The 21,835-nt window shown below is 70.8% G+C and carries 15 protein-coding genes; 4 read left to right on the top strand and 11 right to left on the bottom strand.

What is annotated here, in order from left to right:
• Nucleotides 1–63 precede the first annotated feature (63 nt).
• Nucleotides 64–1,452 carry a cation:dicarboxylate symporter family transporter gene (locus ACIRPT_RS19370; RefSeq protein WP_403828458.1) on the top strand — a complete coding sequence of 463 codons (1,389 nt, stop codon included), beginning with the start codon at nt 64–66 and terminating at the stop codon, nt 1,450–1,452.
• A gap of 445 nt (nt 1,453–1,897) precedes the next feature.
• Here the strand turns inward: ACIRPT_RS19370 and glgB are convergent, their stop codons facing one another.
• From glgB to ACIRPT_RS19415, 9 genes are all read right to left on the bottom strand, one after another.
• The gene (gene glgB, locus ACIRPT_RS19375; protein ID WP_403828643.1) at nt 1,898–4,081 is read right to left on the bottom strand and encodes a 1,4-alpha-glucan branching enzyme; all 2,184 of its coding nucleotides are present in this window, start codon (nt 4,079–4,081) and stop codon (nt 1,898–1,900) included.
• 330 nt (nt 4,082–4,411) lie between these two features.
• Complete coding sequence (locus tag ACIRPT_RS19380) at nt 4,412–5,851, bottom strand: maltokinase (protein WP_403828460.1); 1,440 nt, start codon at nt 5,849–5,851, stop codon at nt 4,412–4,414.
• 293 nt (nt 5,852–6,144) lie between these two features.
• Nucleotides 6,145–7,863, bottom strand: coding sequence for a maltose alpha-D-glucosyltransferase (gene treS, locus ACIRPT_RS19385; protein ID WP_403501776.1), 1,719 nt, complete (start codon nt 7,861–7,863; stop codon nt 6,145–6,147).
• A complete protein-coding gene (locus tag ACIRPT_RS19390; protein ID WP_403828462.1) occupies nt 7,860–9,863 on the bottom strand; it encodes a maltotransferase domain-containing protein in 2,004 nt (667 codons plus the stop codon). The genes treS and ACIRPT_RS19390 overlap by 4 nt, the downstream gene beginning before the upstream one ends.
• 538 nt (nt 9,864–10,401) lie before the next feature.
• Nucleotides 10,402–11,991, bottom strand: a complete 1,590-nt coding sequence (locus ACIRPT_RS19395) for a sensor histidine kinase (RefSeq protein ID WP_403828464.1) — start codon at nt 11,989–11,991, stop codon at nt 10,402–10,404.
• Nucleotides 11,988–12,653: a response regulator gene (locus ACIRPT_RS19400; protein WP_403828466.1), complete on the bottom strand. Its 666-nt coding sequence runs from the start codon at nt 12,651–12,653 to the stop codon at nt 11,988–11,990. Before ACIRPT_RS19400 ends, ACIRPT_RS19395 begins: the two co-directional genes overlap by 4 nt.
• A 118-nt stretch (nt 12,654–12,771) precedes the next feature.
• Nucleotides 12,772–14,403, bottom strand: coding sequence for a M4 family metallopeptidase (locus ACIRPT_RS19405; RefSeq protein WP_403828468.1), 1,632 nt, complete (start codon nt 14,401–14,403; stop codon nt 12,772–12,774).
• 286 nt (nt 14,404–14,689) lie between these two features.
• Entirely contained in the window at nt 14,690–16,993 is a 2,304-nt protein-coding gene (locus ACIRPT_RS19410; protein ID WP_403828470.1) for a M4 family metallopeptidase, read from the bottom strand.
• A 336-nt stretch (nt 16,994–17,329) separates the two neighbouring features.
• Nucleotides 17,330–17,581 carry a hypothetical protein gene (locus ACIRPT_RS19415; protein ID WP_403828472.1) on the bottom strand — a complete coding sequence of 84 codons (252 nt, stop codon included), beginning with the start codon at nt 17,579–17,581 and terminating at the stop codon, nt 17,330–17,332.
• Between the two features lie 155 nt (nt 17,582–17,736).
• Between ACIRPT_RS19415 and ACIRPT_RS19420 the strand changes: the two genes are divergently transcribed.
• Nucleotides 17,737–18,618: an alpha/beta fold hydrolase gene (locus ACIRPT_RS19420; protein ID WP_403828474.1), complete on the top strand. Its 882-nt coding sequence runs from the start codon at nt 17,737–17,739 to the stop codon at nt 18,616–18,618.
• Between the two features lie 54 nt (nt 18,619–18,672).
• On the opposite strand, the gene ACIRPT_RS19425 is transcribed toward ACIRPT_RS19420, so the two are convergent.
• Both ACIRPT_RS19425 and ACIRPT_RS19430 read right to left on the bottom strand, forming a co-directional pair.
• A complete protein-coding gene (locus tag ACIRPT_RS19425; RefSeq protein ID WP_403828476.1) occupies nt 18,673–19,128 on the bottom strand; it encodes a hypothetical protein in 456 nt (151 codons plus the stop codon).
• Nucleotides 19,125–19,583 carry an RNA polymerase sigma factor gene (locus ACIRPT_RS19430; protein ID WP_403828645.1) on the bottom strand — a complete coding sequence of 153 codons (459 nt, stop codon included), beginning with the start codon at nt 19,581–19,583 and terminating at the stop codon, nt 19,125–19,127. The genes ACIRPT_RS19425 and ACIRPT_RS19430 overlap by 4 nt, the downstream gene beginning before the upstream one ends.
• A 327-nt stretch (nt 19,584–19,910) precedes the next feature.
• Between ACIRPT_RS19430 and ACIRPT_RS19435 the strand changes: the two genes are divergently transcribed.
• Nucleotides 19,911–20,900, top strand: a complete 990-nt coding sequence (locus ACIRPT_RS19435; protein WP_403828478.1) for an ATP-binding cassette domain-containing protein — start codon at nt 19,911–19,913, stop codon at nt 20,898–20,900.
• Nucleotides 20,897–21,715 carry an ABC transporter permease gene (locus ACIRPT_RS19440; RefSeq protein WP_403828480.1) on the top strand — a complete coding sequence of 273 codons (819 nt, stop codon included), beginning with the start codon at nt 20,897–20,899 and terminating at the stop codon, nt 21,713–21,715. Before ACIRPT_RS19435 ends, ACIRPT_RS19440 begins: the two co-directional genes overlap by 4 nt.
• The last annotated feature ends 120 nt before the right edge of the window (nt 21,716–21,835 follow it).

Raw genomic sequence — 21,835 nt, forward strand, 5'->3', positions numbered from 1 at the left:
CGCCGGGACTTGTTGTGCACAGAGCCGCAGATCCGCGCACAGCCGCAACCCGAGGAGGCAGCCGTGGCTGCAACGACCCCGCCACGTGGGGGCACCGCCAAGGAGACCGCACCCGCCAAGCGGGACCGGACCCACTACCTCTATCTCGCCGTGATCGGCGCGGTACTGCTCGGCATCATCGTGGGCTTTGCCGCACCCGGCGTCGCCGTGCAGCTCAAGCCGCTCGGTACCGGGTTCGTGAACCTCATCAAGATGATGATCTCGCCGATCATCTTCTGCACCATCGTGCTGGGCGTCGGCTCGGTGCGTAAGGCCGCCAAGGTCGGCGCGGTCGGCGGACTGGCGCTCGGCTACTTCATGGTGATGTCGACCGTCGCGCTGGCCATCGGCCTGGTCGTCGGCAACATCCTGGAGCCCGGGTCCGGCCTGCATCTGACCGAGACCGTGCGCCACGCGGGCCAGGCGCAGAGCGCGGGCCCCGGCGAGAGCCTGCCGGACTTCCTGCTCGACATGATCCCCACCACGCTGGTCTCCGCCTTCACCAAGGGCGAGGTGCTCCAGACGCTGCTGGTTGCGCTGCTGGTCGGCTTCGGGCTGCAGGCGCTGGGCTCGGCGGGCGAGCCGGTGCTGCGCGGCATCGGGCATGTGCAGAAGCTGGTCTTCCGGGTGCTGTCCATGATCATGTGGGCGGCACCGGTGGGAGCCTTCGGCGCCATCGCGGCGGTGGTCGGCGAGACGGGCCTGGACGCGCTGAAGTCCCTGGCCATCATCATGATCGGCTTCTACATCACCTGCCTGCTGTTCGTGATCGTGGTGCTCGGCGCGCTGCTCCGCCTCGTCGCCGGCGTCAACATCTTCCTGCTGCTGAAGTACCTGGCCCGCGAGTTCCTGCTGATCCTTTCCACCTCCTCCTCGGAGTCGGCGCTCCCCAGGCTGATCGCGAAGATGGAGCACCTGGGCGTCAGCAAGCCGGTCGTCGGCATCACCGTCCCCACCGGCTACAGCTTCAACCTCGACGGCACCGCCATCTACCTGACGATGTCCTCGCTGTTCGTCGCCGAGGCGATGGGCAAGCCACTCTCCCTCGGCCAGCAGATCTCGCTGCTGGTCTTCATGATCATCGCGTCCAAGGGGGCGGCGGGCGTCACCGGCGCGGGCCTGGCCACGCTGGCCGGCGGCCTCCAGTCGCACCGCCCCGAACTGGTCGACGGCGTCGGCCTGATCGTGGGCATCGACCGCTTCATGAGCGAGGCCCGGGCGCTGACCAACTTCGCGGGCAACGCGGTGGCGACGGTCCTGGTCGGCACCTGGACCAAGGAAATCGACAAGGCCCGGGTGGCCGAGGTACTGGGCGGCCGGGCGCCGTTCGACGAGGCGACTCTGGCCGTCGAGGGCCACGGTGCGCCCGCGGCGGCGGACATTGCGCCGCCGCGCGAGCCGGTGTCGGGGTAGCCGGTTCGCCGGTCCGCTGCGCTTTGCCTGGGCCGTTTTTGGCTTGCCCGCCGCGGGTGGTTTCTCGCCGTTGCGCCTGCGGCGGGCCGGTCCGCTGCGCTTTGCCGCGGCCGATGTGTCGGGCTTTCCCGCCGTGGCGCCTGCGGCGGGCTGGTGCCGCTTGCGCGGGGCTGTTCGGCTGCGGGACCGGGCCTCCGGACTCCGTCCTGCGGCCCGCCCCCTCCCCGTTGGGAGTGGGGAAGAAGACCGGTGGGGGCGTACGTCGGTGGTCAGGTGCACCCAGTGGACACAACCACCGGCACCGGACACACAACGCTCGCCCTCACGAGAATCCCCCCACCCACGGGAGGGGACGGACCGTAGCGGCGGAGCCGTGTAGGGCCGTCACCGCACCCGAAAAACCACGCCCGCCGCAGGCGCAACGGCGAGAACACACCACGGCCGGTCAGCCGACAACGTACGGCCCAGGCAAAGCGCAGCGAACCGGCCGGAACCACACCGTGGCGAGCGGCGGCAATACCGCCGCGAGCGACGCATCGCGGCCGTTCCACGGTGTGGGCTCGGGCTTGAGGGGGTCGGGGTTGGTGACGCCGCTCCCGCCGTAGCGGAGCGCATCCGTGTTGAGGACCTCCCGCCAGGCGGGGACGTCGCCGGGGACGCCGAGACGGTAGCCGTGACGGACGAGGGGCGAGAAGTTGGTGACGGAGATCAGCGGGGTGCCGTCGGCGGCGTGGCGCAGGAAGGACAGGACGTTGTCGTCGGCCGCGTCGCCGTCGATCCAGGAGAAGCCGGCCGGGTCGGTGTCGCGTTCCCACAGCGCGGGCGCGTCCGCGTAGCCGCGGTTCAGATCGCGGACCAGATCGCGGACGCCCCGATGGTCCGGCGCCGCCTCGTACGACGGGTCCAGCAGCCACCAGTCCGGGCCGTGGCTCTCCGCCCATTCGGCGCCCTGCGCGAACTCCTGGCCCATGAAGAGGAGTTGCTTGCCGGGATGCGCCCACATATAGCCGAGGTAGGCGCGGTGGGTGGCGCGCTGCTGCCACCAGTCGCCGGGCATCTTCGACACCAGCGACCGCTTGCCGTGCACCACCTCGTCGTGGGAGATCGGCAGCACATAGTTCTCGGAGTAGGCGTAGATCATGGAGAAGGTCAGCTCGCCGTGGTGGTACTTGCGGTGCACCGGCTCCTTGGAGACGTAGACCAGCGAGTCGTGCATCCAGCCCATGTTCCACTTCAGCCCGAAGCCCAGGCCGCCGAAGCCGCCGGGGCCGACGTGGTGCGTGGCGCGGGTGACACCGTCCCAGGCGGTGGACTCCTCGGCGATGGTGACGACGCCGGGGCAGCGGCGGTAGACCGTCGCGTTCATCTCCTGGAGGAAGGCGACCGCGTCGAGGTTCTCCCGGCCGCCGTGGATGTTCGGCGTCCAGTCGCCCTCCTCGCGGGAGTAGTCGAGGTAGAGCATGGAGGCGACGGCGTCCACGCGGAGGCCGTCGATGTGGAACTCCTCGCACCAGTACACGGCGTTGGCGACCAGGAAGTTACGGACCTCGGTGCGGCCGTAGTCGAATTCCAGGGTGCCCCAGTCCGGGTGCGCGGCCCGTGCCGGGTCCTGGTGCTCGTACAGCGGGCGCCCGTCGAACTCCGCCAGCGCCCAGTCGTCCCGCGGGAAGTGCGCCGGCACCCAGTCCATCAGGACGCCGATCCCGGCCCGGTGCAGCGCGTCGATCAGGCACTTGAAGTCGTCCGGGGTGCCCATCCGGGCGGTGGGGGCGTAGAACCCGGTCACCTGATAGCCCCAAGACCCGCCGAAGGGATGCTCGGAGACCGGCATCAATTCGACGTGGGTGAACCCCAAGTCTTTTACATATGACGGGAGTTGGGTGGCCAGCTGGCGGTAGGTGAGGCCGGGGCGCCAGGAGGGGAGGTGGACCTCGTAGACGGAGAACGGCGCCTGGTGCACGGGGCGCTCGGCGCGCCGCGCCATCCAGTCGTCGTCCTTCCAGCGGTAGTGGGACTCCTCCACGACCGAGGCGGTGGCGGGCGGGCATTCGGTCCGCCGGGCCATCGGATCGGCGCGTACGGTCTTCGAGCAGTCCGGCCGGGTGATCTCGAACTTGTAGAGCTCGCCCTCGCCGATGCCGGGGACGAACAGCTCCCAGACGCCCGTCGAGCCGAGCGAGCGCATCGGGTGGGCGGTGCCGTCCCAGAAGTTGAAGTCGCCGACGATCCGGACGCCCTGCGCGTTGGGGGCCCAGACGGTGAAGCGGGTGCCGGTGACGCCCTGGTGGTCCATGGTCCGCGCGCCGAGCGCCCGCCACAGCTGCTCGTGCCGGCCCTCGGCGAACAGATGCAGATCGAGCTCGCCGACCGCGGGGAGGAAGCAGTAGGGGTCCCGCGCCGTCACCGTGCTGTCCTCGTACTCGACGAGCAGCTCGTATTCGGGGATCCGGCGCAGCGGCAGCACCCCGGCGAACAGCCCGTCGCCCTCGGCGTGCAGGGTGGCGCGCAGCCCCTTGGCGACGACGGTGACGCTGGTGGCGTACGGCCGCAGGGTGCGGAAGAGCAGCCCGCCGCGTACCGGGTGCGCGCCGAGCAGCCCGTGCGGATCGTGATGGGTGCCGCCCAGCAGCCGGCCCCGGTCCTCGTCGCCGAGCGGGGCGGCGGCCCGTACCCCACGACCGGCGGCCTTGGGCTTCTGCCCCCGGGAGGCGGCGGGCGGAGAATCAGAGGGGCACCGCGAAGCGGTTCCGGCCGGGGTGGCGGCGGGCGACGGCGATTCAGAGGGGCACCGCGAAGCGGTTCCGGCCGGGGTGGTGGTGGGTGACGGCGATTCAGAGGGGCACCGCGAAGCGGTTCCGGCCGGGGTGGTGGTGGGTGACGGGCGGGCGGTCACGTGGGGTGCCTCCTCGGGGCGGGGCGGGGGATCGGCCGGAGCCGGCGGGTTCACAGGGGGTACGGGTCAGGCGCCCGCCGCCAGCCGCCGGATGGCGGCCATCGGGACGGGCAGCCAGTCGGGCCGGTGCCGGGCCTCGTAGAGCACCTCGTAGACGGCCTTGTCGGTTTCGTAGGCGCGCATCAGCTCGGGCGCCGAGCGCGGGTCGAGCCCGCCCGCCTCGGCATAGCCCTGGCAGTAGGCGTCGCGGGTGCGCCGGGCCCACTCCAGCGACCAGGGATCGCCGCCGCCCGGTCCGCTGCGCGCCGCGTAGTCGAAGGAGCGCAGCATCGCGGCCACATCGCGCAGCGCCGGCTGCGGGCGCCGCCGTTCGACCAGCGGCCGGGCCGGTTCGCCCTCGAAGTCGATCAGCGACCAGCGGCCCTCGTCGGCGGAGCGCAGCGTCTGGCCCAGATGCAGATCGCCGTGGATGCGCTGGGCGGCCCAGCCGTGCCCGTCCCCGCCGATGCCGGCCAGCGCGTCGAAGGCCTCCCGCAGCCGGGGGCAGTAGGGCTGGAGCAGGGGCACCGCGCGGGCGGTGGCCTCCAGTCGCCCGGTCATCCGGGCGGCGATCGCGGCGAGCTGCGGGCGGTGCAGCTCCGTGGTCGGCAGCGTCTGGGCGAGGGCGGTGTGGACCTCGGCGGTGGCATGGCCGAGCGCCCGCGCCGAGCTGGTGAAGTCGGCGCGTACGGACAGCGCGTTGAGGGCCAGCTGCCAGCCGTCGGCGGAGCCCGGCAGATACGGCTGGAGGACGCCAAGGGTGGTCGGCTCGCCGTCCGCCTCGGCGGCCTCCGCCTCGAACCACGCGACCGGCGCGGGCACCCGCGCACACTTGGCGTCGGCCAGCGCGCGGGGCAGCTCCAGATCCGGGTTGATGCCGGGCGCGATCCGCCGGAAGACCTTGAGGATGAACGAATCTCCGTACACGATCGAGGAGTTGGACTGCTCGGTCGCGATCGGCCGGGCCGGCAGTCCGGAGGGGATGTCGAGGCCCTCCTCGCGGTCGAAGCGCAGCGCGCCGATCCGTCCTGGCACCCGCAGCCGTTCCAGCAGCAGCCCGCACAGCCGGTTGTCGAGCAGTGCGTCATAGACGCTGCGGCCGCGCAGCGGGCCGCCGGCGGGACGGCCGATCACGGCGGGTGCGAGCTGCGGCGGCAGCGCGGGGTGTACGCCGAGCAGCAGTTGATAGCAGTCGCCCGCGACGGTGGCCCGGCTCGGCGGCGCCGCCTGCTGGGCGCGCACGAGCAGCTGCAGTATTCCCGGTGTGCCGTCGGCCGTGCACGGCAGCAGTTCGGTCGCCGAGAGCAGCGAGAAGCCGGTGATCAGCCGTCCCTTGCCGGCGAACCAGCGCTGTCGGGGCACCCATGCGGCGAGCAGGGGGGCGAGCGAGGACAGCAGATCGGGTGCGGCGACGAGCGGGCGGTCAGGGGTGTTGCGGATGGCACGGGTCGAGGCGGTGTCCGACATGGCGTCGCGTCCTTTCCCCGGGCACACGACAGATAGCCCAAAGTGTCCCGGAATGCGGCCTTGACTGTGCGGCGGCGCGGTGGGGGTACCCCCAGACGGAGTCGGGGGTGGCGCTGCATGCCTTGCGCGGCGGGCCCCTGGATCCCGGGGACCGCCGGTGACTCACGCGGCCCGTGCGGTAGTAGGGAGCGTGCCCGAGCGAAAGGTCAAAAAACGCCCGTACGCGCGTGCGGCCGCGTACGGGCGGATTTCTTGGAGCCCGTGCGGGTCGGGGAGGCTCCGTCAGGCGCCGTTCACGCAGGGTTCTTGCGCAGCCGGAACCAGTAGAAGCCGTGACCCGCGAGGGTGAGCAGGTACGGCAGTTCACCGATCGGCGGGAAGCGGACGCCACCGATGAGTTCGACCGGATGACGGCCGCTGAACGCCTGGAGGTCCAGCTCCGTCGGCTGCGCGAAGCGCGAGAAGTTGTTCACGCACAGCACCAGGTCGTCGTCCGCGCCGCCGGCACCGGGCGACTCCCGCAGATAGGCGAGCACCGCCGGGTTGGAGGAGGGCAGTTCGGTGTAGCTGCCGAGCCCGAACGCCGGGTTCTGCTTACGGATCTCGATCATCCGGCGGGTCCAGTGCAGCAGCGAGGAGGGCGAACTCATCGCCGCCTCGACGTTGGTGACCTGGTACCCGTAGACCGGGTCCATGATGGTCGGCAGCGAGAGCCGGCCCGGGTCGCAGGAGGAGAATCCGGCGTTGCGGTCCGGCGTCCACTGCATCGGCGTGCGCACCGCATCGCGGTCGCCGAGCCAGATGTTGTCGCCCATGCCGATCTCGTCGCCGTAATAGAGGATCGGCGAACCGGGGAGCGAGAGCAGCAGTGCCGTGAAGAGCTCGATCTGATTGCGGTCGTTGTCGAGCAGCGGGGCCAGCCGCCGGCGGATACCGATGTTGGCGCGCATCCGCGGGTCCTTGGCGTATTCCGCGTACATGTAGTCGCGTTCTTCGTCCGTGACCATTTCGAGGGTCAGCTCGTCGTGGTTGCGGAGGAAGATGCCCCACTGGCAGCCGGAGGGGATCGCCGGGGTCTTGGCGAGGATTTCCGATACCGGGTAGCGGGATTCGCGGCGTACCGCCATGAAGATCCGGGGCATGACCGGGAAGTGGAACGCCATATGGCATTCGTCGCCGCCGACGGCGTAGTCGCCGAAGTAGTCGACGACGTCCTCCGGCCATTGATTGGCCTCGGCCAGCAGCACCGTGTCCGGGTAATGCGCGTCGATCTCGGCGCGGACCCGCTTGAGGAAGGCGTGCGAGGCGGGCAGGTTCTCGCAGTTGGTGCCCTCCTCGGCGTAGAGGTACGGCACGGCGTCCAGCCGGAAGCCGTCGATGCCCAGGTCGAGCCAGAACCGCAGGGCGGAGATCATCTCCTCCTGGACCGTCGGATTCTCGTAGTTGAGATCCGGCTGGTGGGAGAAGAAGCGGTGCCAGTAGTACTGCTTGCGCACCGGATCGAAGGTCCAGTTGGATGCTTCGGTGTCGACGAAGATGATCCGGGCGTCGCCGTACTGCTTGTCGTCGTCGGCCCAGACGTAATAGTCGCCGTACGGCCCTTCCGGGTCGGTGCGGGACTCCTGGAACCACGGATGCTGGTCGCTGGTGTGGTTCATCACCATATCGATGATGACCCGCATTCCGCGGTGGTGCGCGGCGTCCACGAATTCCACGAAATCGGCGAGATCGCCGAACTCGGGAAGCACCGAGGTGTAGTCGGAGACGTCGTATCCGCCGTCCCGCAGCGGGGATTTGAAGAACGGCGGGAGCCAGAGGCAGTCCACCCCCAGCCATTGCAGATAGTCGAGCTTGGCCGTGATGCCCTTGAGGTCCCCGACGCCGTCGCCGTTGCTGTCCTGGAACGAGCGCACCAGGACTTCGTAGAAGACGGCCCGTTTGAACCAGTCGGGATCGCGGTCCTTCGCCGGTGTGTCCTCGAACGTGTCGGGGACGGGCTCATTGACGATCAATTGGGTGACCCTCCGATCGGTGAGGACGGTCGCAGTGACAGCACATGAGCGGGCGCGAGCGAGCGGCCCGGCTCCAGGCGCACATAGTTGTCCCTGCCCCAGTGGTAGGTGTCGCCGGTGAGCTCGTCGCGCACCGGCAAGGAATCGTGCCGGCCGAGGCCGAGTTCCGGCATGTCCAACGACACCGTCGCCTCGTGGGTGTGGTGCGGATCGAGGTTGACCACTGTGAGCACCGTGTCGGCCTCGTCCCCGTCTCCCGCGCGCTTGGAGTACGCGATCACGGAGTCGTTGTCGACGTGGTGAAAGTGCAGGTTGCGCAGTTGCTGGAGCGCGGGATGCCGGCGGCGGATGCGGTTGAGCGCGGTGATGAGGGGGGCGATGGTACGCCCCTCGCGGGCGGCCGCATCCCAGTCGCGGGGCCGCAGTTGGTACTTCTCCGAGTCGAGGTACTCCTCGCTGCCGTGGTGCAGCGGCGTCGCCTCGCACAGCTCGTAACCTGCGTAGACGCCCCAGGTCGGGGAGAGCGTGGCGGCCAGTACGGCGCGGGTCTCGAAGGCCGCGCGGCCGCCTTCCTGGAGGTAGGCGTGCAGGATGTCAGGGGTGTTGACGAAGAAATTGGGGCGCAGGTAGTCGGCGCTCTCACCGGACAGTTCGGTGAGGTACTCGGTCAGTTCCCGCTTGGTGTTGCGCCAGGTGAAGTACGTGTACGACTGGTGGAAGCCGATCTTGGCGAGGGTGCCCAGCATCGCGGGGCGGGTGAATGCCTCGGCGAGGAAGAGGACATCGGGGTCGGTGCGGTTGATGTCGGCGAGCACCTTCTCCCAGAACACCACCGGCTTGGTGTGCGGGTTGTCGACGCGGAAGATCCTTACGCCCTTGTCCATCCAGAAGCGCAGCACCCGTTCCGTCTCGCGCACCAGCCCGCGGAAGTCGGTGTCGAAGGCGATGGGATAGATGTCCTGGTACTTCTTCGGCGGGTTCTCCGCGTAGGCGATGGAGCCGTCGGCGCGGTGGTGGAACCACTGCGGGCGCTGGTCGACCCAGGGGTGGTCGGGGGAGCACTGGAGGGCGAAGTCCAGGGCCACCTCCATCCGCAGTTCGCGGGCGGTGCGCACGAAGTGCGCGAAGTCCTCGAAGGTGCCCAGGTCCGGGTGGAGGGCGTCATGGCCGCCGTCGGAGGAGCCGATCGCCCAGGGGGAGCCGACATCGCCGGGACCGGCGGACAGCGCGTTGTTGGGGCCCTTGCGGAAGGCGGTCCCGACGGGGTGCACGGGCGGTAGATAGACGACGTCGAAGCCCATCGCGGCGACCGCGGGCAGGCGTTCGGCGGCGGTGCGCAGGGTGCCGCTGATGACGCTGCCGTCCGGCGCGGTGATGGCGCCCTCGGAGCGCGGGAAGAGCTCGTACCAGGAGCCGTACAGGGCCCGTCGGCGCTCGACGACCAGCGGCATCGGCCGGGAGACGGTGAGCAGTTCGCGCAGCGGATGGCGGGCCAGGGCGCCGGTGACCTCGGGGTCGAGGGTGGCGGCGAGGCGGGTGGCGGCGGGGAGTTTGCCGTTGCGCAGCGCGTCCACGGCGGCGAGCACCGCCTCGCGGCCGTCGCTTTTGGGGACGTCGGCGGCGGCCCGTTCGTGCAGGGCGGCGCCCTCGGCGAGGACCAGCTCGGTGTCGATGCCCGCCGGGATCTTGATGGCGGCGTGCCGGCGCCAGGTGGCGAGCGGATCGGACCAGGCCTCGACGGTGTAGGTCCAGCGGCCTTCGATGCCGGGGGTGACCTCGGCGGTCCAGCGGTCGGTGCCGGGCGCGGCCTCGGTCATCGGGGTCCAGGGGCCGCAGCGGCCGGCGGGATTGCGCAGCACCACATTGGCGGCGACCGCGTCATGGCCTTCGCGGAATACGGTTGCCGAGACCTCCAGGGTCTCGCCGGCCACCGCCTTGGCCGGTCGGCGGCCGCAATCGATCTGCGGGCGGATGTCCAGTACAGGGATGCGACCGATCATGGGCTCACCTGGGCTATTGATGCTTTGCGGGGTTTTGTCCTTTGTATCCGCTCCACGGTAGAGAGACGGGGTCCGGGCATGGGCGCTCCTGTCCGCTTTCACTCGGTTGGCGGTGGGTGCGGCGAGTAGCGGCGTACTCCGTGAGCCTGCCCGGTGCGCACGACCGGACAATCCGGTACGCAGGTGAACTACTCGTTCGTAACTCCTCGCCCGTCGCGACCCGTCGGGCATCCTTCAGAACTCTCGCGGGACGGAGCGGAAATGCGCTGGCACGATCGGGGCGCCTCCTCAACTCAGGTGAATCACAAGAGATTTGAATCACAAGGGAGTTGCGGTGTGCGGATGTCCGATGCCGCGCCGGGCCCGTCGGCGTCACACCGCAGCCTCTCGCCAGGAGGGAGTCCGTACAAGAGCGCCTGAGGGGGTGGAATCGGCCATATCGGCGGACCCGGCGGTACGGGTAGGGCGGCTGTGCCGTACGGGCCCGGAGGGCCGCATGAGCGGCGAGGTGTCCGGGCCGGGGGAGGGCCCGGCGGACCTAGGGGGTGTCCCTGCGGTGCACGGTGTCCGCGCGCACCAGCCGGCCGCCGGCGAAGCAGAGCTCGTACGCGGACGTGGTCTCCACGTCCACGCCGTAGTACGTGCACGACCAGCCGCGCGGCGGCTTCGGGGTGCCGTCCGGCGGGGTGTCCAGCGCGAAGAACGGCACCACGGACTCCACCTGAGCGCGGGGCATCCCGATCCGCAGGCTCCGGAAGGCGGCCCGGTCCAGGACCGTCCAGCCGGGGCTGACCAGCGCGAAGACGCCCATCAGGACGAACAGCGCGACGAGCGCCGCCGACGGGAGGGCCACCGTCTGCCACAGCCGCCGCCGCACCCGTCGCTGCGCCTGTGCCAACTCCCTTTCCGCGGCGGTCGGTTCGGGGGGCGCCGGGGCTCCGGGAGCCGGCCCGCCGGTCAGCGGCAGCCGTGCCGTGACCGCGAAGCCGCCCTCCGGCGTCGGCCCGCTGCGCAGCGTCCCGCCCGCCAGCCGTACCCGCTCGTCCAGGCCCACCAGCCCGCTGCCCCCGGAGACCGGATCCCGCGCGGAACCGTCCGGGCGGGGGCCACGGGTCACGGGCCGGGGGCCATTGGTCACCGTCACGGTCACCGTCGCGCGCTCCGCGGAGCGCACGGTCCGGATCCCGACGGCCGCGCCCGGCGCGTGCTTGGCGGCGTTGGTCAGTGCCTCCTGGACGACGCGGTGCAGGGCGTGGCCGGTCATGGCCGGTGGCTCGGGGGCGTCGTCGTCGCCAACCCTCTCCACTGTCACGGTCATCCCCGATTCCCGCGCGCGCCGCGCCAGCGCGCTCACGCTCACGGTGGACGGCGCGGGAGGCGCGCCCTCGTCGTCGGTGCGCAGAACGCCGATGATCTCCTGGAGCCGTTCGGTGGCCGTCCCGGCCGCCTCCCGCAGCGCGCCGGCCGCCGCGCGGCGGTCCGCGTCCAGGGCCGGATCGACCTCAAGTGCCCCCGCACGCAAGGCGATCAGGGCCAGGTCATGGCCGAGCGAATCGTGCATGTCGCCGGCGATCCTGGCCCGTTCGCGCAGCCGGGTGCGGTCGGCGACGGCCCGCTGCTCGCGCTCCATCCGGTCGGCGAGCCGCCAGCCGGTGCGGACCAGTTCGGCGTACTGGCGGCGGTAGCGGCCCAGCAGCCACGGCAGCACCACATTGAGCAGCAGCGCGACCAGGAGGGTGAACCAGGGCCACAGGGTGCGGCTGACGAGCGCGCACAGCGGCACCCCGGCCGCCGCGACGCCGGCGAAGCACCACAGTGCGGGCTGGGCGCGCGCCATCCGGACGCCGGCCAGATAGCCGAGGAGGGCCAGGGCGAGGGAGTACGCCCCCGTGGCCAGCTGCTCCGAGACCACCAGGCTCGGCACCACCGGGATCGCCACCGCTGCGAGCGGCCAACGCCTGCGCACCAGTACGGCCAGGCCGAGCAGCGGGAATCCGGCGAGCGTCGCCCACCGCTGGAGCGCGTGCGGGGCATCGAACGTGGCGACGAGCGGAACGCAAAGAATCAGCCACAGCGCGAGGCCGGGGAGCCGCCCGCGCCAGGCGGCCGGAAGCGGTCGGCGCCTCATGACGCCGGGACCAGCCCCGCCTCGTACGCGAGGATCGCCGCCTGCACCCGGTTCTTGAAGCCGAGCCGGGCCAGGATCGTGCTGACGTACGTCTTGACCGTGCCCTCGACCAGGAGCAGCCGCCGGGCGATCTCGGCGTTGGAGAGCCCGGCGCCGACCAGGCCGAGCACCTCGCGCTCGCGGCCGGTCAGTTCGGCGACCCGGGCCCGGGCGGCGATGCCCTGGCCCAGCCGGCCGTCGCCGAGGTGGGCGATGACCCGGCGGGCGACGGCGGGCGAGAGCGCGGCGCCGCCCTCGGCGACCGCCCGGACGCCGGCGAGCAGTTCCCTGGGGTCGCCGGACTTGAGCAGGAATCCGGCGGCGCCGGAGCCGAGGGCGTCCGCCACGTAGGCGTCCTCGGAGAACGTCGTGAGCATCACCACGGCCGTCCCGGGGACCTCCCTGGCCAGTTCCGCGGCGGCGGCGAGCCCGTCCAGGCCGGGCATCCTGATGTCCAGCAGGCAGACGTCGGGGCGGTGCCTGCGGGCGAGGGTGACCGCCGCGCGGCCGTCCGCGGCCTCCGCGACGACCTCGATCCCGGGATCCGAGCCGAGGATCGCGCGGACCCCGGCCCGCAGCATCGGCTCGTCGTCGGCCAGCAGGACTGTGATCGTTTCGCTCATCCGGACCCCCGTCGCACGCGAAGGGGCGGTGCCCGGAGGGACTCCGGACACCGCCCGCTCTTGAGGTCACGTTACCTCGGAGCGATCACTCCGTGATCGAACACCGTTGGCTGACGCGTTACTTGACCGCGACGCCGGCCCAGGCGGCCTCGACGCCCTTGACCTCGGGGCTGCCGGCCTTGTAGAGGTCGGTGGCGGCCTTGACGGTCGCCTCGCGCGCACCCTTGTAGTCGGTGTTCGAGGTCATGTACTCGGTCAGGGCCTTGAACCAGATCTTCTCGGCCTTGTCCCGGCCGATGCCCTCGACCTTCTTGCCGTCCGCCGTCGGGCTGTCGTACTTGACGCCGTTGATCTCCTTCGCGCCGCTGCCCTCGGACAGCAGGTAGAAGAAGTGGTTGGCGACACCCGAGGAGTAGTGCGGGTCCAGGCCACCGGTCTCGGAGTCCCAGTTGTCCTTCGACTGGCCGTCCTTGCTGGGCTTGTCCATGTAGCGCAGCGGCGTGCCGTCACCGTTGATGTCGATCTTCTCGCCGATGAGGTAGTCGCCCGGGTCCTTGTCGTTCTTGGCGTAGAACTCGACCGAGGTGCCGAAGATGTCCGAGGTGCCCTCGTTCAGGCCGCCGGACTCGCCGCTGTACTCCAGGTTGGCGGTGGCCGAGGTGACACCGTGCGACATCTCGTGCGCCGCCACGTCCAGGGCGGTCAGCGGGGCCTTGTTGTCCTGGCCGTCGCCGTAGGTCATGCAGAAGCAGCTGTCGTCCCAGAAGGCGTTGACGTAGCTGTTGCCGTAGTGGACGCGCGAGGACGCACCCTTGCCGTCGCCCTTGATGCCCGAGCGGCCGTGGACGGTCTTGTAGTAGTCCCAGGTCACGCCGGCACCGTAGGCCGCGTCGACGGCCGCGGTCTGCGGGTCGTCGGGCTTGCCGGTGCCCCAGTTGTCGTCGTCGTCCGTGAACGGCTCGCCGTCGCCGTTCTCGCTGTTCTTGAGGTTGGTGGTCTTGTGACCGCCGCGCCCGTCGTCGGTCAGCGTGAACTTGGCGCCGTCCTTCTTGGTGCCCAGCTCGACGCTGCCGCTGTACTCGCTCTCGCCCTTGCCGGTGTGGATCTCGTCGTACTGGAAGAGCTTCTTGCCGCTGTTGGCGTCGGTGATGACGTGCAGCCGGCTGGGCGTGCCGTCCTTGCGGACGCTGGTGACGACGGTGTCGTACGCGAGGACGGGGCTGCCGGAGGCGGCCCAGACGACCTTGCGGGCGGTCTTGGCGGCCGCCGACTTAGCACCGATGGACTTGGTCGCGACGCCCTGTGCCGACTTCTGCGCGGCCGCGGGGGCGATCTTCGCGGTGGTGGAGGCGACCTTGATGGTCTTCTCGGTGGACTTGGTGGTGCTCTTGATCGCGCCGCCCTTGGCGGTGTGCACGATCATGTCGCCGCCGAGGACCGGCAGTCCGGCGTAGGTGCGCTCGTAGCGCGTGTGCGTGGTGCCGTTGACGTCCTTGATGACGTCCTTGACGACCAGCTTCTCCTGCGAGCCGAGGCCGAGCGCCTTGGCGGTGACCGCCTTGTTGGCGTCCGCGGTGTGCAGCAGCTCGGCGCGGTGCGTGGAGCTCAGCGTCAGCGGGGCGCCGCCCAGCTCGGTGGGCTGGTTGGTCGAGGCGCCGGCGGTACCTACGGTGATGCCGGCGCCCAGCAGGGCGGCGGCGACGACGGCGGTACCGATCACACGGGTCTTGCGGGATATGTGGGGGGTCACGCGTGCTCCTTCAACTTTGCCAAGTGGTGGGGGTGCAAAGCGATGCGGGTGTGACATGCGTCGGGAAGACTGCCATTCGAACGCGTGCATGTCAGGAGTCTGTTGGAAGGTTGGCTGAAATTCGTCCGTAGAGAGGGGCGCGCTGTTCGTATAACGGAATGGGGCGCCGCCCCCGAAGATCCGGGGACGACGCCCAACTCACTTGCTCAGCAGCTCAGTTGAGATGACGGATGCGCACCGGGCCGCCTCTGCCATACGAAGATGACGTCGCGGTGGCGCCGCACCGTCAGAACGTGAGCTTCCAGCCGTTGATGTAACCCGAGTCCTGCGCGTAGATGTCCTGGACCCGCAGCTTCCAGGTGCCGCTCGCCGCCTTCGAGGAGGCGTTGACGGTGTACGTGGTCTTCACGTTGGCCGCCGAGTCCCACGCGCTGGCGTTCTTCAGCCGGTACGCCGTGCCGTCCGGGGCGATCAGGTCGATGACCAGGTCACCGCGGTAGGTGTGGACGATGTCCACGCCGACCTTCAGGGTGCTCGGCGCATTGCCGCTGCGGCTGACGTTGATCGGCGAGGTGACCGCCGCGCCCGCGTCCGGGATCGCCACGTCATCGGCGTTCTCGAAGACACTGCCGCCACCCGCCGGGTTGACGGTCCAGGTGAAGGCGGCGTTACCCGTCTTCTTCGCGGCGTCGGTGACCGTCACCGTCACATTGCTGGTGCCGGTGGCGGTCGGCGTCCCGGAGATCAGGCCGCTGCTCGCGTTGATCGACAGCCCGGCCGGCAGCCCGCTCGCCGCGTACGACAGCGCGCCCGCCGTCCCGCTGCTCGCCTTGATCTGCAGGCTGGCCGCCTGGTTCACGGTGCTGGTCTGGTTGCCCGGGTTGGTGACCGTGACCCCGCCGCCGTCCGGGACGCGGGAGCCGACATTGACCGCCGCCCAGGTGTTGGCGACCGTGTTGTACGACGCGCTGCCCTGGCCGAAAAGGTCCGCCGCGGCCTGGAGGGTGGCGGTGCGGGCGCCCGCGTAGTTGGTGTTGGCGTTCATGTACTGGCTGAGCGCCTTGAACCACACCTTCTCGGCGTTGGCCCGGCCGATGCCCGGAACGGGCAGGTTGTCGAAGGTCGGGCTGTCGTAGTGCACGCCGCCGATGTCCTTCGGCCCGCTGCCCTCGGACAGCAGGTAGAAGAAGTGGTTGGCGACACCGGACGAGTAGTGCACGTCCTTGTCGCCGACGTTGCTCGACCAGTAGTCCGCCGAGCCGCCGTCCTTGCTGGGCTTGTCCATGTAGCGCAGCGGGGTGCCGTCGCCGTTGATGTCGATCTTCTCGCCGATGAGGTAGTCACCGGGGTCGGAGGCGTTGTTGGCGTAGAACTCCACCGCCGTACCGAAGATGTCCGAGGTCGCCTCGTTGAGGCCGCCGGACTCGCCGCTGTACTCCAGGCCCGCGGTGTTGGAGGTGACACCGTGCGACATCTCGTGGCCGGCCACGTCGATGGCGGTCAGCGGGGCGGCGTTGCCGCTGCCGTCGCCGTACGTCATGCAGAAGCAGCCGTCGTCCCAGAAGGCGTTGACATAGCTGTTGCCGTAGTGGACGCGGGAGTAGGCCCCCACACCGTCGCCCTTGATGCCCGAGCGGCCGTGCACGTTCTTGTAGTAGTCCCAGGTCTCCTGCGCGCCGTAGGCGGCGTCGACACCGGCGGTCTGGGCGTTCTGCGGCGTGCCGTCGCCCCAGGTGTCGTCCGCATCGGTGAAGAGCGTGCCCGTGCCGGAGGACCCGTGCTTGAGGTCGTAGGTCTTGTGGCTGCCGCGGGTGGCGTCGGTCATCGAGAAGTTCGGTGCCGAGCCCGACGTCCCGATGGTGACCTTGCCGCTGTACTCGCTGTTGCCGACGCCGGTCTCGATCCCCTGGTAGGAGAAGATCTTCGCGCCGGTCGTGGCGTCCGTGATCACATGCAGCTGGTTGGGCGTGCCGTCGTCCTGGAGCCCGCCGACGACGGTCTCGTACGCCAGCACCGGCTTGCCGTCGGCGACCCACACGACCTTGCGCGGTGCCTTGGCCGCCGCGGTCTTCGTCGAACCCAGCGCCCGCGCCGACTTGAGCGCCTGCGCCTCGGCCGTGGCCGGCTTCACCTTCGCCGTGGTGCCGGCGATCTTGAGCTGCGAGCGCACGGCCTTCGTGACGCCCTTGAACTTGCCGCTCTTGCTCTCGTGCACCACGAGGTCGCCGCCGAGGACCGGCAGTCCCGCGTAGGTGCGCTCGTAGCGGGTGTGGACGGTGCCGTCGGCATCCTTCGAGACGTCCTTGACGACCAGCTTCTCCTGGGCGCCCAGCTTCAGCTGCTTGGCGGTGCGGGCGGTGGTGGCCCCGGCCTCCCGTATCAGCTCCGCACGCTGGGACGGGGACAGCTTGGCGGGCAGTGCGCCGGGGTTGGGCGCGGTGTGCGCCGTGCCGGGCCGGGGGGCCGCGGCCGTGCCGGTGCCGGCCTGTACGCCGACGGCCAGCAGCGCGGTGACGGCGACGAGGGCGCCGGCCGCCGTGGCGCGTCTGGGGGAGGTGCGGCGGATGGACCCATGGGGGGTGCGTCTCACACTGACTCCTTCTGCGGTGGCCGCGACGTGATGGTGCGGCCGAGGGGGACCGGGCGGCGAACGGCCGTCCGGGCAGAGCGAGGCAGAACACTTGGAGCGTGTGGGGGGAGACGTACGTGCGCGGGTGCGCGGGTGCAGTCGGCTGTGCCGGTGGTGCGGTCGTACGGGCTGCCGCCGGGCGTGGGGCTGTGGGGGCCCGTGCGGCGGCTGCGGGGAAGAGTCCCACCACCGACGGCCGGTTGTCAGGCTCCGTTCAACTAATTGGCCGGAAAACGTCCGTTGCGCGAAATCCACGTCCGGAAGACGGACGCCTAGGGGGGTTTGGGGGCGGCCCGCTCACTCGAATGCGGGGTCCCAGAAAGAGGTTTCGCCGTCCCGGAGAACTTGCTCCGTCATGACGGCGCGCAGCGCGGCGGCCGCCGTGTGCCGGCGATCGGCCTCGGCCGCAAGGAGGCCGTCGAGGTGCTCGGCCATGAGCCCGAGGAGCGTGGCCGGATCGGACAGCGAGTCCGTCGCGAGGCCTCGGTAACCGGCGCCGTGGTCCCAGCCGTTGGGGTCGTAGTGCACGACGTCGCCGCTCTTGCACAACGGCCGTCACCCGGCCGTCCCCCGGCCGTCCGCCGACGAGCGCGACCCGCGGCATCGGCGTCGATGCGCGGCGGGAAATTCGAGGGAACCTTTGCCGGATCGCCCGACTCCTGGCGAGGTGACCGCGGCAATCCGCCTCCGGCGAAGGGGAGTTCATGACCATCAGCGACCGTCCGATACCGCATCTGGAAGGCGCGGAGCACCGTTGGGTGACCGTGCGCGGAGTCCGCCTGCACGTCGCGGAGTTCGGCAGCGGAGAGCCCTTGGTACTGCTGCACGGCTTCCCGCAGCACTGGTACGCATGGCGCCGGCTCGTCCCCCTGCTCCTCGCCGACCACCGGCTGATCTGCGTGGATCTGCGCGGCTTCGGCTGGTCCGGGCAGACCTCGCGCGGATACGACACGGACTCCCTCGGCGAGGACGTGCTCGCGCTGCTGGACGCGCTCGGCCTGGACCGGGTGACGCTGGTCGCCCACGACTGGGGCGCCGGCGTGGGCTTCCGGATCTGCCAACGGGCCCCGGAACGGTTCCGGGCGTTCCTGGCCCTGAACGCCGCGCACCCATGGACGCTGCACCGCCAGGTTCTGCCCAACCTGTGGCGGATGTGGTTCACCGCGTTCATCGAGTACCCGGTGGTCGGGCGGCTGGTGCTGCGCCACTGGCCGGCCTTCACCCGGTATCTGCTCAGACGCGCCGTCGCCGACCGGTCCGGCTGGCTGGACGCGGACCTCGCGGAGTTCACCGAGGCGACCCAGACCTCGGCCCGTGCGGGGCAGGCGCTGTTCTGGCAGTACGTCGTACGGGAGATCCCGGCGGGCCTGCGCGGCACACACCGCCGCCGGCGCCTGACCGTTCCCACCCTCGTCATGGGCGGCGAGCACGACCCGGTGATCCCGCCGGCGGTGTTGCGGGGCGGCGATCCCTACGCCGACAGCCTGACCGTGACGGTGGTGCCGGGCGCGGGCCACCACCTCCACGAGGAGCGCCCGGAGGCGGTGGCCGAGTCCCTGAGGAAGCTCATCGCGGGGACGGGCTGAGGGCGGGCTGACGGCGGACTGAACGGCGGGCCGAGGGGCGGGCCGAGGCGCGGATCAGCGCAGTGCGGCCCGTCGCTCCACCTCGCGGAAGAAGGCGCGGGTGCGCCGTTCGCCGAGCAGCCGCCGGTACGTGCGCTGTACCGGGCCGAGTGCGGCGGGCCGCATCGCGCCGCACACCGCCAGCCGCGTTCCGCCGTCATCGGGCACGGCGGCCATGCCCATCGTCACCAGCCGCGACTGCATCAGACACCACCCGGGACCCAGCCGCACCTCGAACGGCCCCCGGAGGCCCAGGACATCCACGGCCCGCGCCTCCTTGCGCTCGCTGTCGCCCGCCGCGACCCGGAACTCCCGTACAAAGGAAACGAGATGCGGAAGCTCGCCCTCCAGGTCGGCGATGACCGCCCACACCTGCTCGAACGGCAGGCCGATCCGCCGCTCGGCGTACATCGGGGCGCGCAGCCCGGCGGCCAGCACACGCAATCGGGCGACCGGATCGAGTGCGTTCACCGCGTCCACACCTTCCGAAAGGACGAACGGGCCCTGCTCAGCCGTGACTTCACGGTGCCCTCGGGGATGTCGAGCAGCTCGGCCATGGCACGCTCGTCCAGGCCCTCCAGCTCCCGCAGGACGAGCACCGTGCGGTGCTGAACGGGCAACCGAGCCAGCATGTCCCGTACATCGGCGGTCAGTTCGGCGCCGTCGACGGGCAGCAGATCGCTCAACCGGGCGATCTCCTCGGGATCGGCGGGCGTCTCCTCGGCCCTCCGCCGCGCCACCCGGACGGCCTCCCGCACGGTGACCGCCCGCACCCACGCATAACACGCCAGCGGGTCCCGCAGCCCACGCAGCCCGCGGAAGACGGCGAGCAGCGACTCCTGTACGGCGTCCGCGGTGTCGGCCGGGGCGATGGGAGCGCACAGCCGGGTGACGTACGGGGTCACCAGCTTCAGCAGATCGTCCATGGCAAGGGCGTCACCGCGCTGCGCGGCCCGTACGAGCGGCGCCGCCACGTCCCAGGGGCGCACGTCGTCATCCACGCCGTAACGCTACCGGGCGGCGCCCGGGAGCGGTCCGGGCCTCCCGGCCTGGAGCCTTGTCCGGCCGGGGCCCGGGGAGAAAATTTCGCTTGCAGCCGCTCGCGCGCCCTTGTTAGCGTCGGGCGCGACATCTCGCCGTAGGGTTTTGCCCTCGCCATTCAGCCTCCTCGTGTCCGGTGACACCAGGAAGGCGGGAGTCACACCAGCTTCTTTCAAGGGTGTGCGGCGATGGTTGCGGTCAGGCGATCAGACATGGCTCTGGAAGCCGTTGATCTTGTCAAGACCTACTCGGCAGGCAGGAACAAACCCCCGGTCACAGCGTTGCGGGGGCTGAGTTTCGCCGCCGCCGAAGGGACCGTCTTCGGGCTGCTCGGCCCGAACGGCGCCGGGAAATCCACCACGGTGAAGATTCTCTCCACGCTCGCGGCCGCCGACTCGGGATCGGCGCGCGTCGCCGGCGCCGATGTGGCGGCGAGGCCGGACCGGGTGCGCCGGGCGATCGGATACGTCGCGCAGAAGCCCGGCACGGACCCGATGGCGACCGCGGCCGAAAACCTGCTGCTGGCGGGCCGCATCCACGGGATGTCCCGCCGCGACGCCAAGGCGCGGGCCGGTGAGCTCACCGGCCGGTTCGGCCTGACCGACGTCGCGAACCGGCCGGTGCGCACGTACTCCGGCGGCATGGCGCGCAAGCTGGACGTCGCGCTGGGGCTGATGCACCGCCCGCGGGTGCTCTTCCTCGACGAGCCGACGACGGGTCTCGACCCCCAGGCCCGGAGCGAGATGTGGCACGAGATCGCCAGGATGGCCGGGGACGAGCGGATGACGGTTCTGCTCACCACGCATTACCTCGACGAGGCCGATCACCTCGCCGACCGGCTGGCGATCGTCGACCACGGCACGGTGGTCGCCGCGGGCACACCGGAGGAACTCAAGAGCGATCTGCGCGGCGACGCGGTGCAGATCGAACTCCGCGAGGCCGACGGCGCGGCGCGGGCGGTGCTGCAACGGGTGCCGGAGCTGCGGGAGATCACCATGGACGGGTGCACGGTCCGTGGCAGGACCGATGACGGGGCGCGGGCGCTGCCGCCCGTGCTGGCCGCGCTCGACATCGCGGGAATCGCGGTGAACTCGGCGACACTGGCCCGGCCTTCGCTCGATGACGTCTACCTCCGGCACACCGGCCACAGCCTCGGGACCAACGGCGAGGACGCCCCGAAGTCCCTGGAGGCGGCGCAGTGACCACGGCACACCGGAACCTCGTTCGCCCGCGTCCGCTGACCTCGATCGCACACTCCGCGTTGCTCACCGGCCGTCTGCTGCGCGCACTGTGGCGGATGCCGACCTTCCTCGTCATCGGGCTGGTGCAGCCGGTGATCTGGCTGCTGTTGTTCGGGCAGCTCTTCCGTTCGGTGGTGCATCTGCCCGGGTTCGCGTCCGGCAGTGGCGGGTTCCTGCAGTTCCTCACGCCGGGCGTGGTGATGATGACCGCGCTGTTCGCGAGCGCCTGGGCAGGGACGACCTACCTCCAGGACATCGACCGCGGTGTCATGGACCGGCTGCTCACCTCGCCCGCCGGCCGCGGCGCCATGATGTGCGCCACGATGACCTACCAGGCGATCCAGACCGTCATCCAGAGCCTGGTCATCGTGGGCATCGCGCTCCTCGCCGGCGCCCGCTTCCCCGGCGGGGTCCCCGGCGTCGGAGTCACCGTCCTCGCCGCCGTACTCCTGACGCTGATCTTCTCGGCACTGTCCAACGCCGTCGCCCTGCTGACCCGTCAGCAGGCGACGCTGATCGCGATCTCCCAGTTCACCACGCTGCCGCTGATGTTCCTGAGCTCCGCCGTGATGGACCTCCACCTCGCCCCGAACTGGGTCGGGAACGTCGCCGGGTACAACCCCCTGGAATGGGCGGTCGTCGCGGCCCGGCAGGCGATGGTTCCAGGCACCGACCGGGGCACGACAGGGGCGCACCTGGGAATGCTCGCGGCGGCAGCTGTCGTGATGGGCTTCCTGGCCACACGGGCATTCCGGGCCTACCGGAAGTCCGCATAGGCCCGGAGACCGGTTCCGGCGGCGGGCGGCGCGGCCGCTCCCGGCGCACTGCCGAGCGGCCGCGCCGCCCCCCGGACCGGCCGGGGCGCGCCGGGGGCGGCGCGCTGGCGCCGGGGCCAA

It is taken from the genome of Streptomyces sp. NPDC101227 (genome assembly GCF_044767545.1).
Taxonomy (GTDB): domain Bacteria; phylum Actinomycetota; class Actinomycetes; order Streptomycetales; family Streptomycetaceae; genus Streptomyces.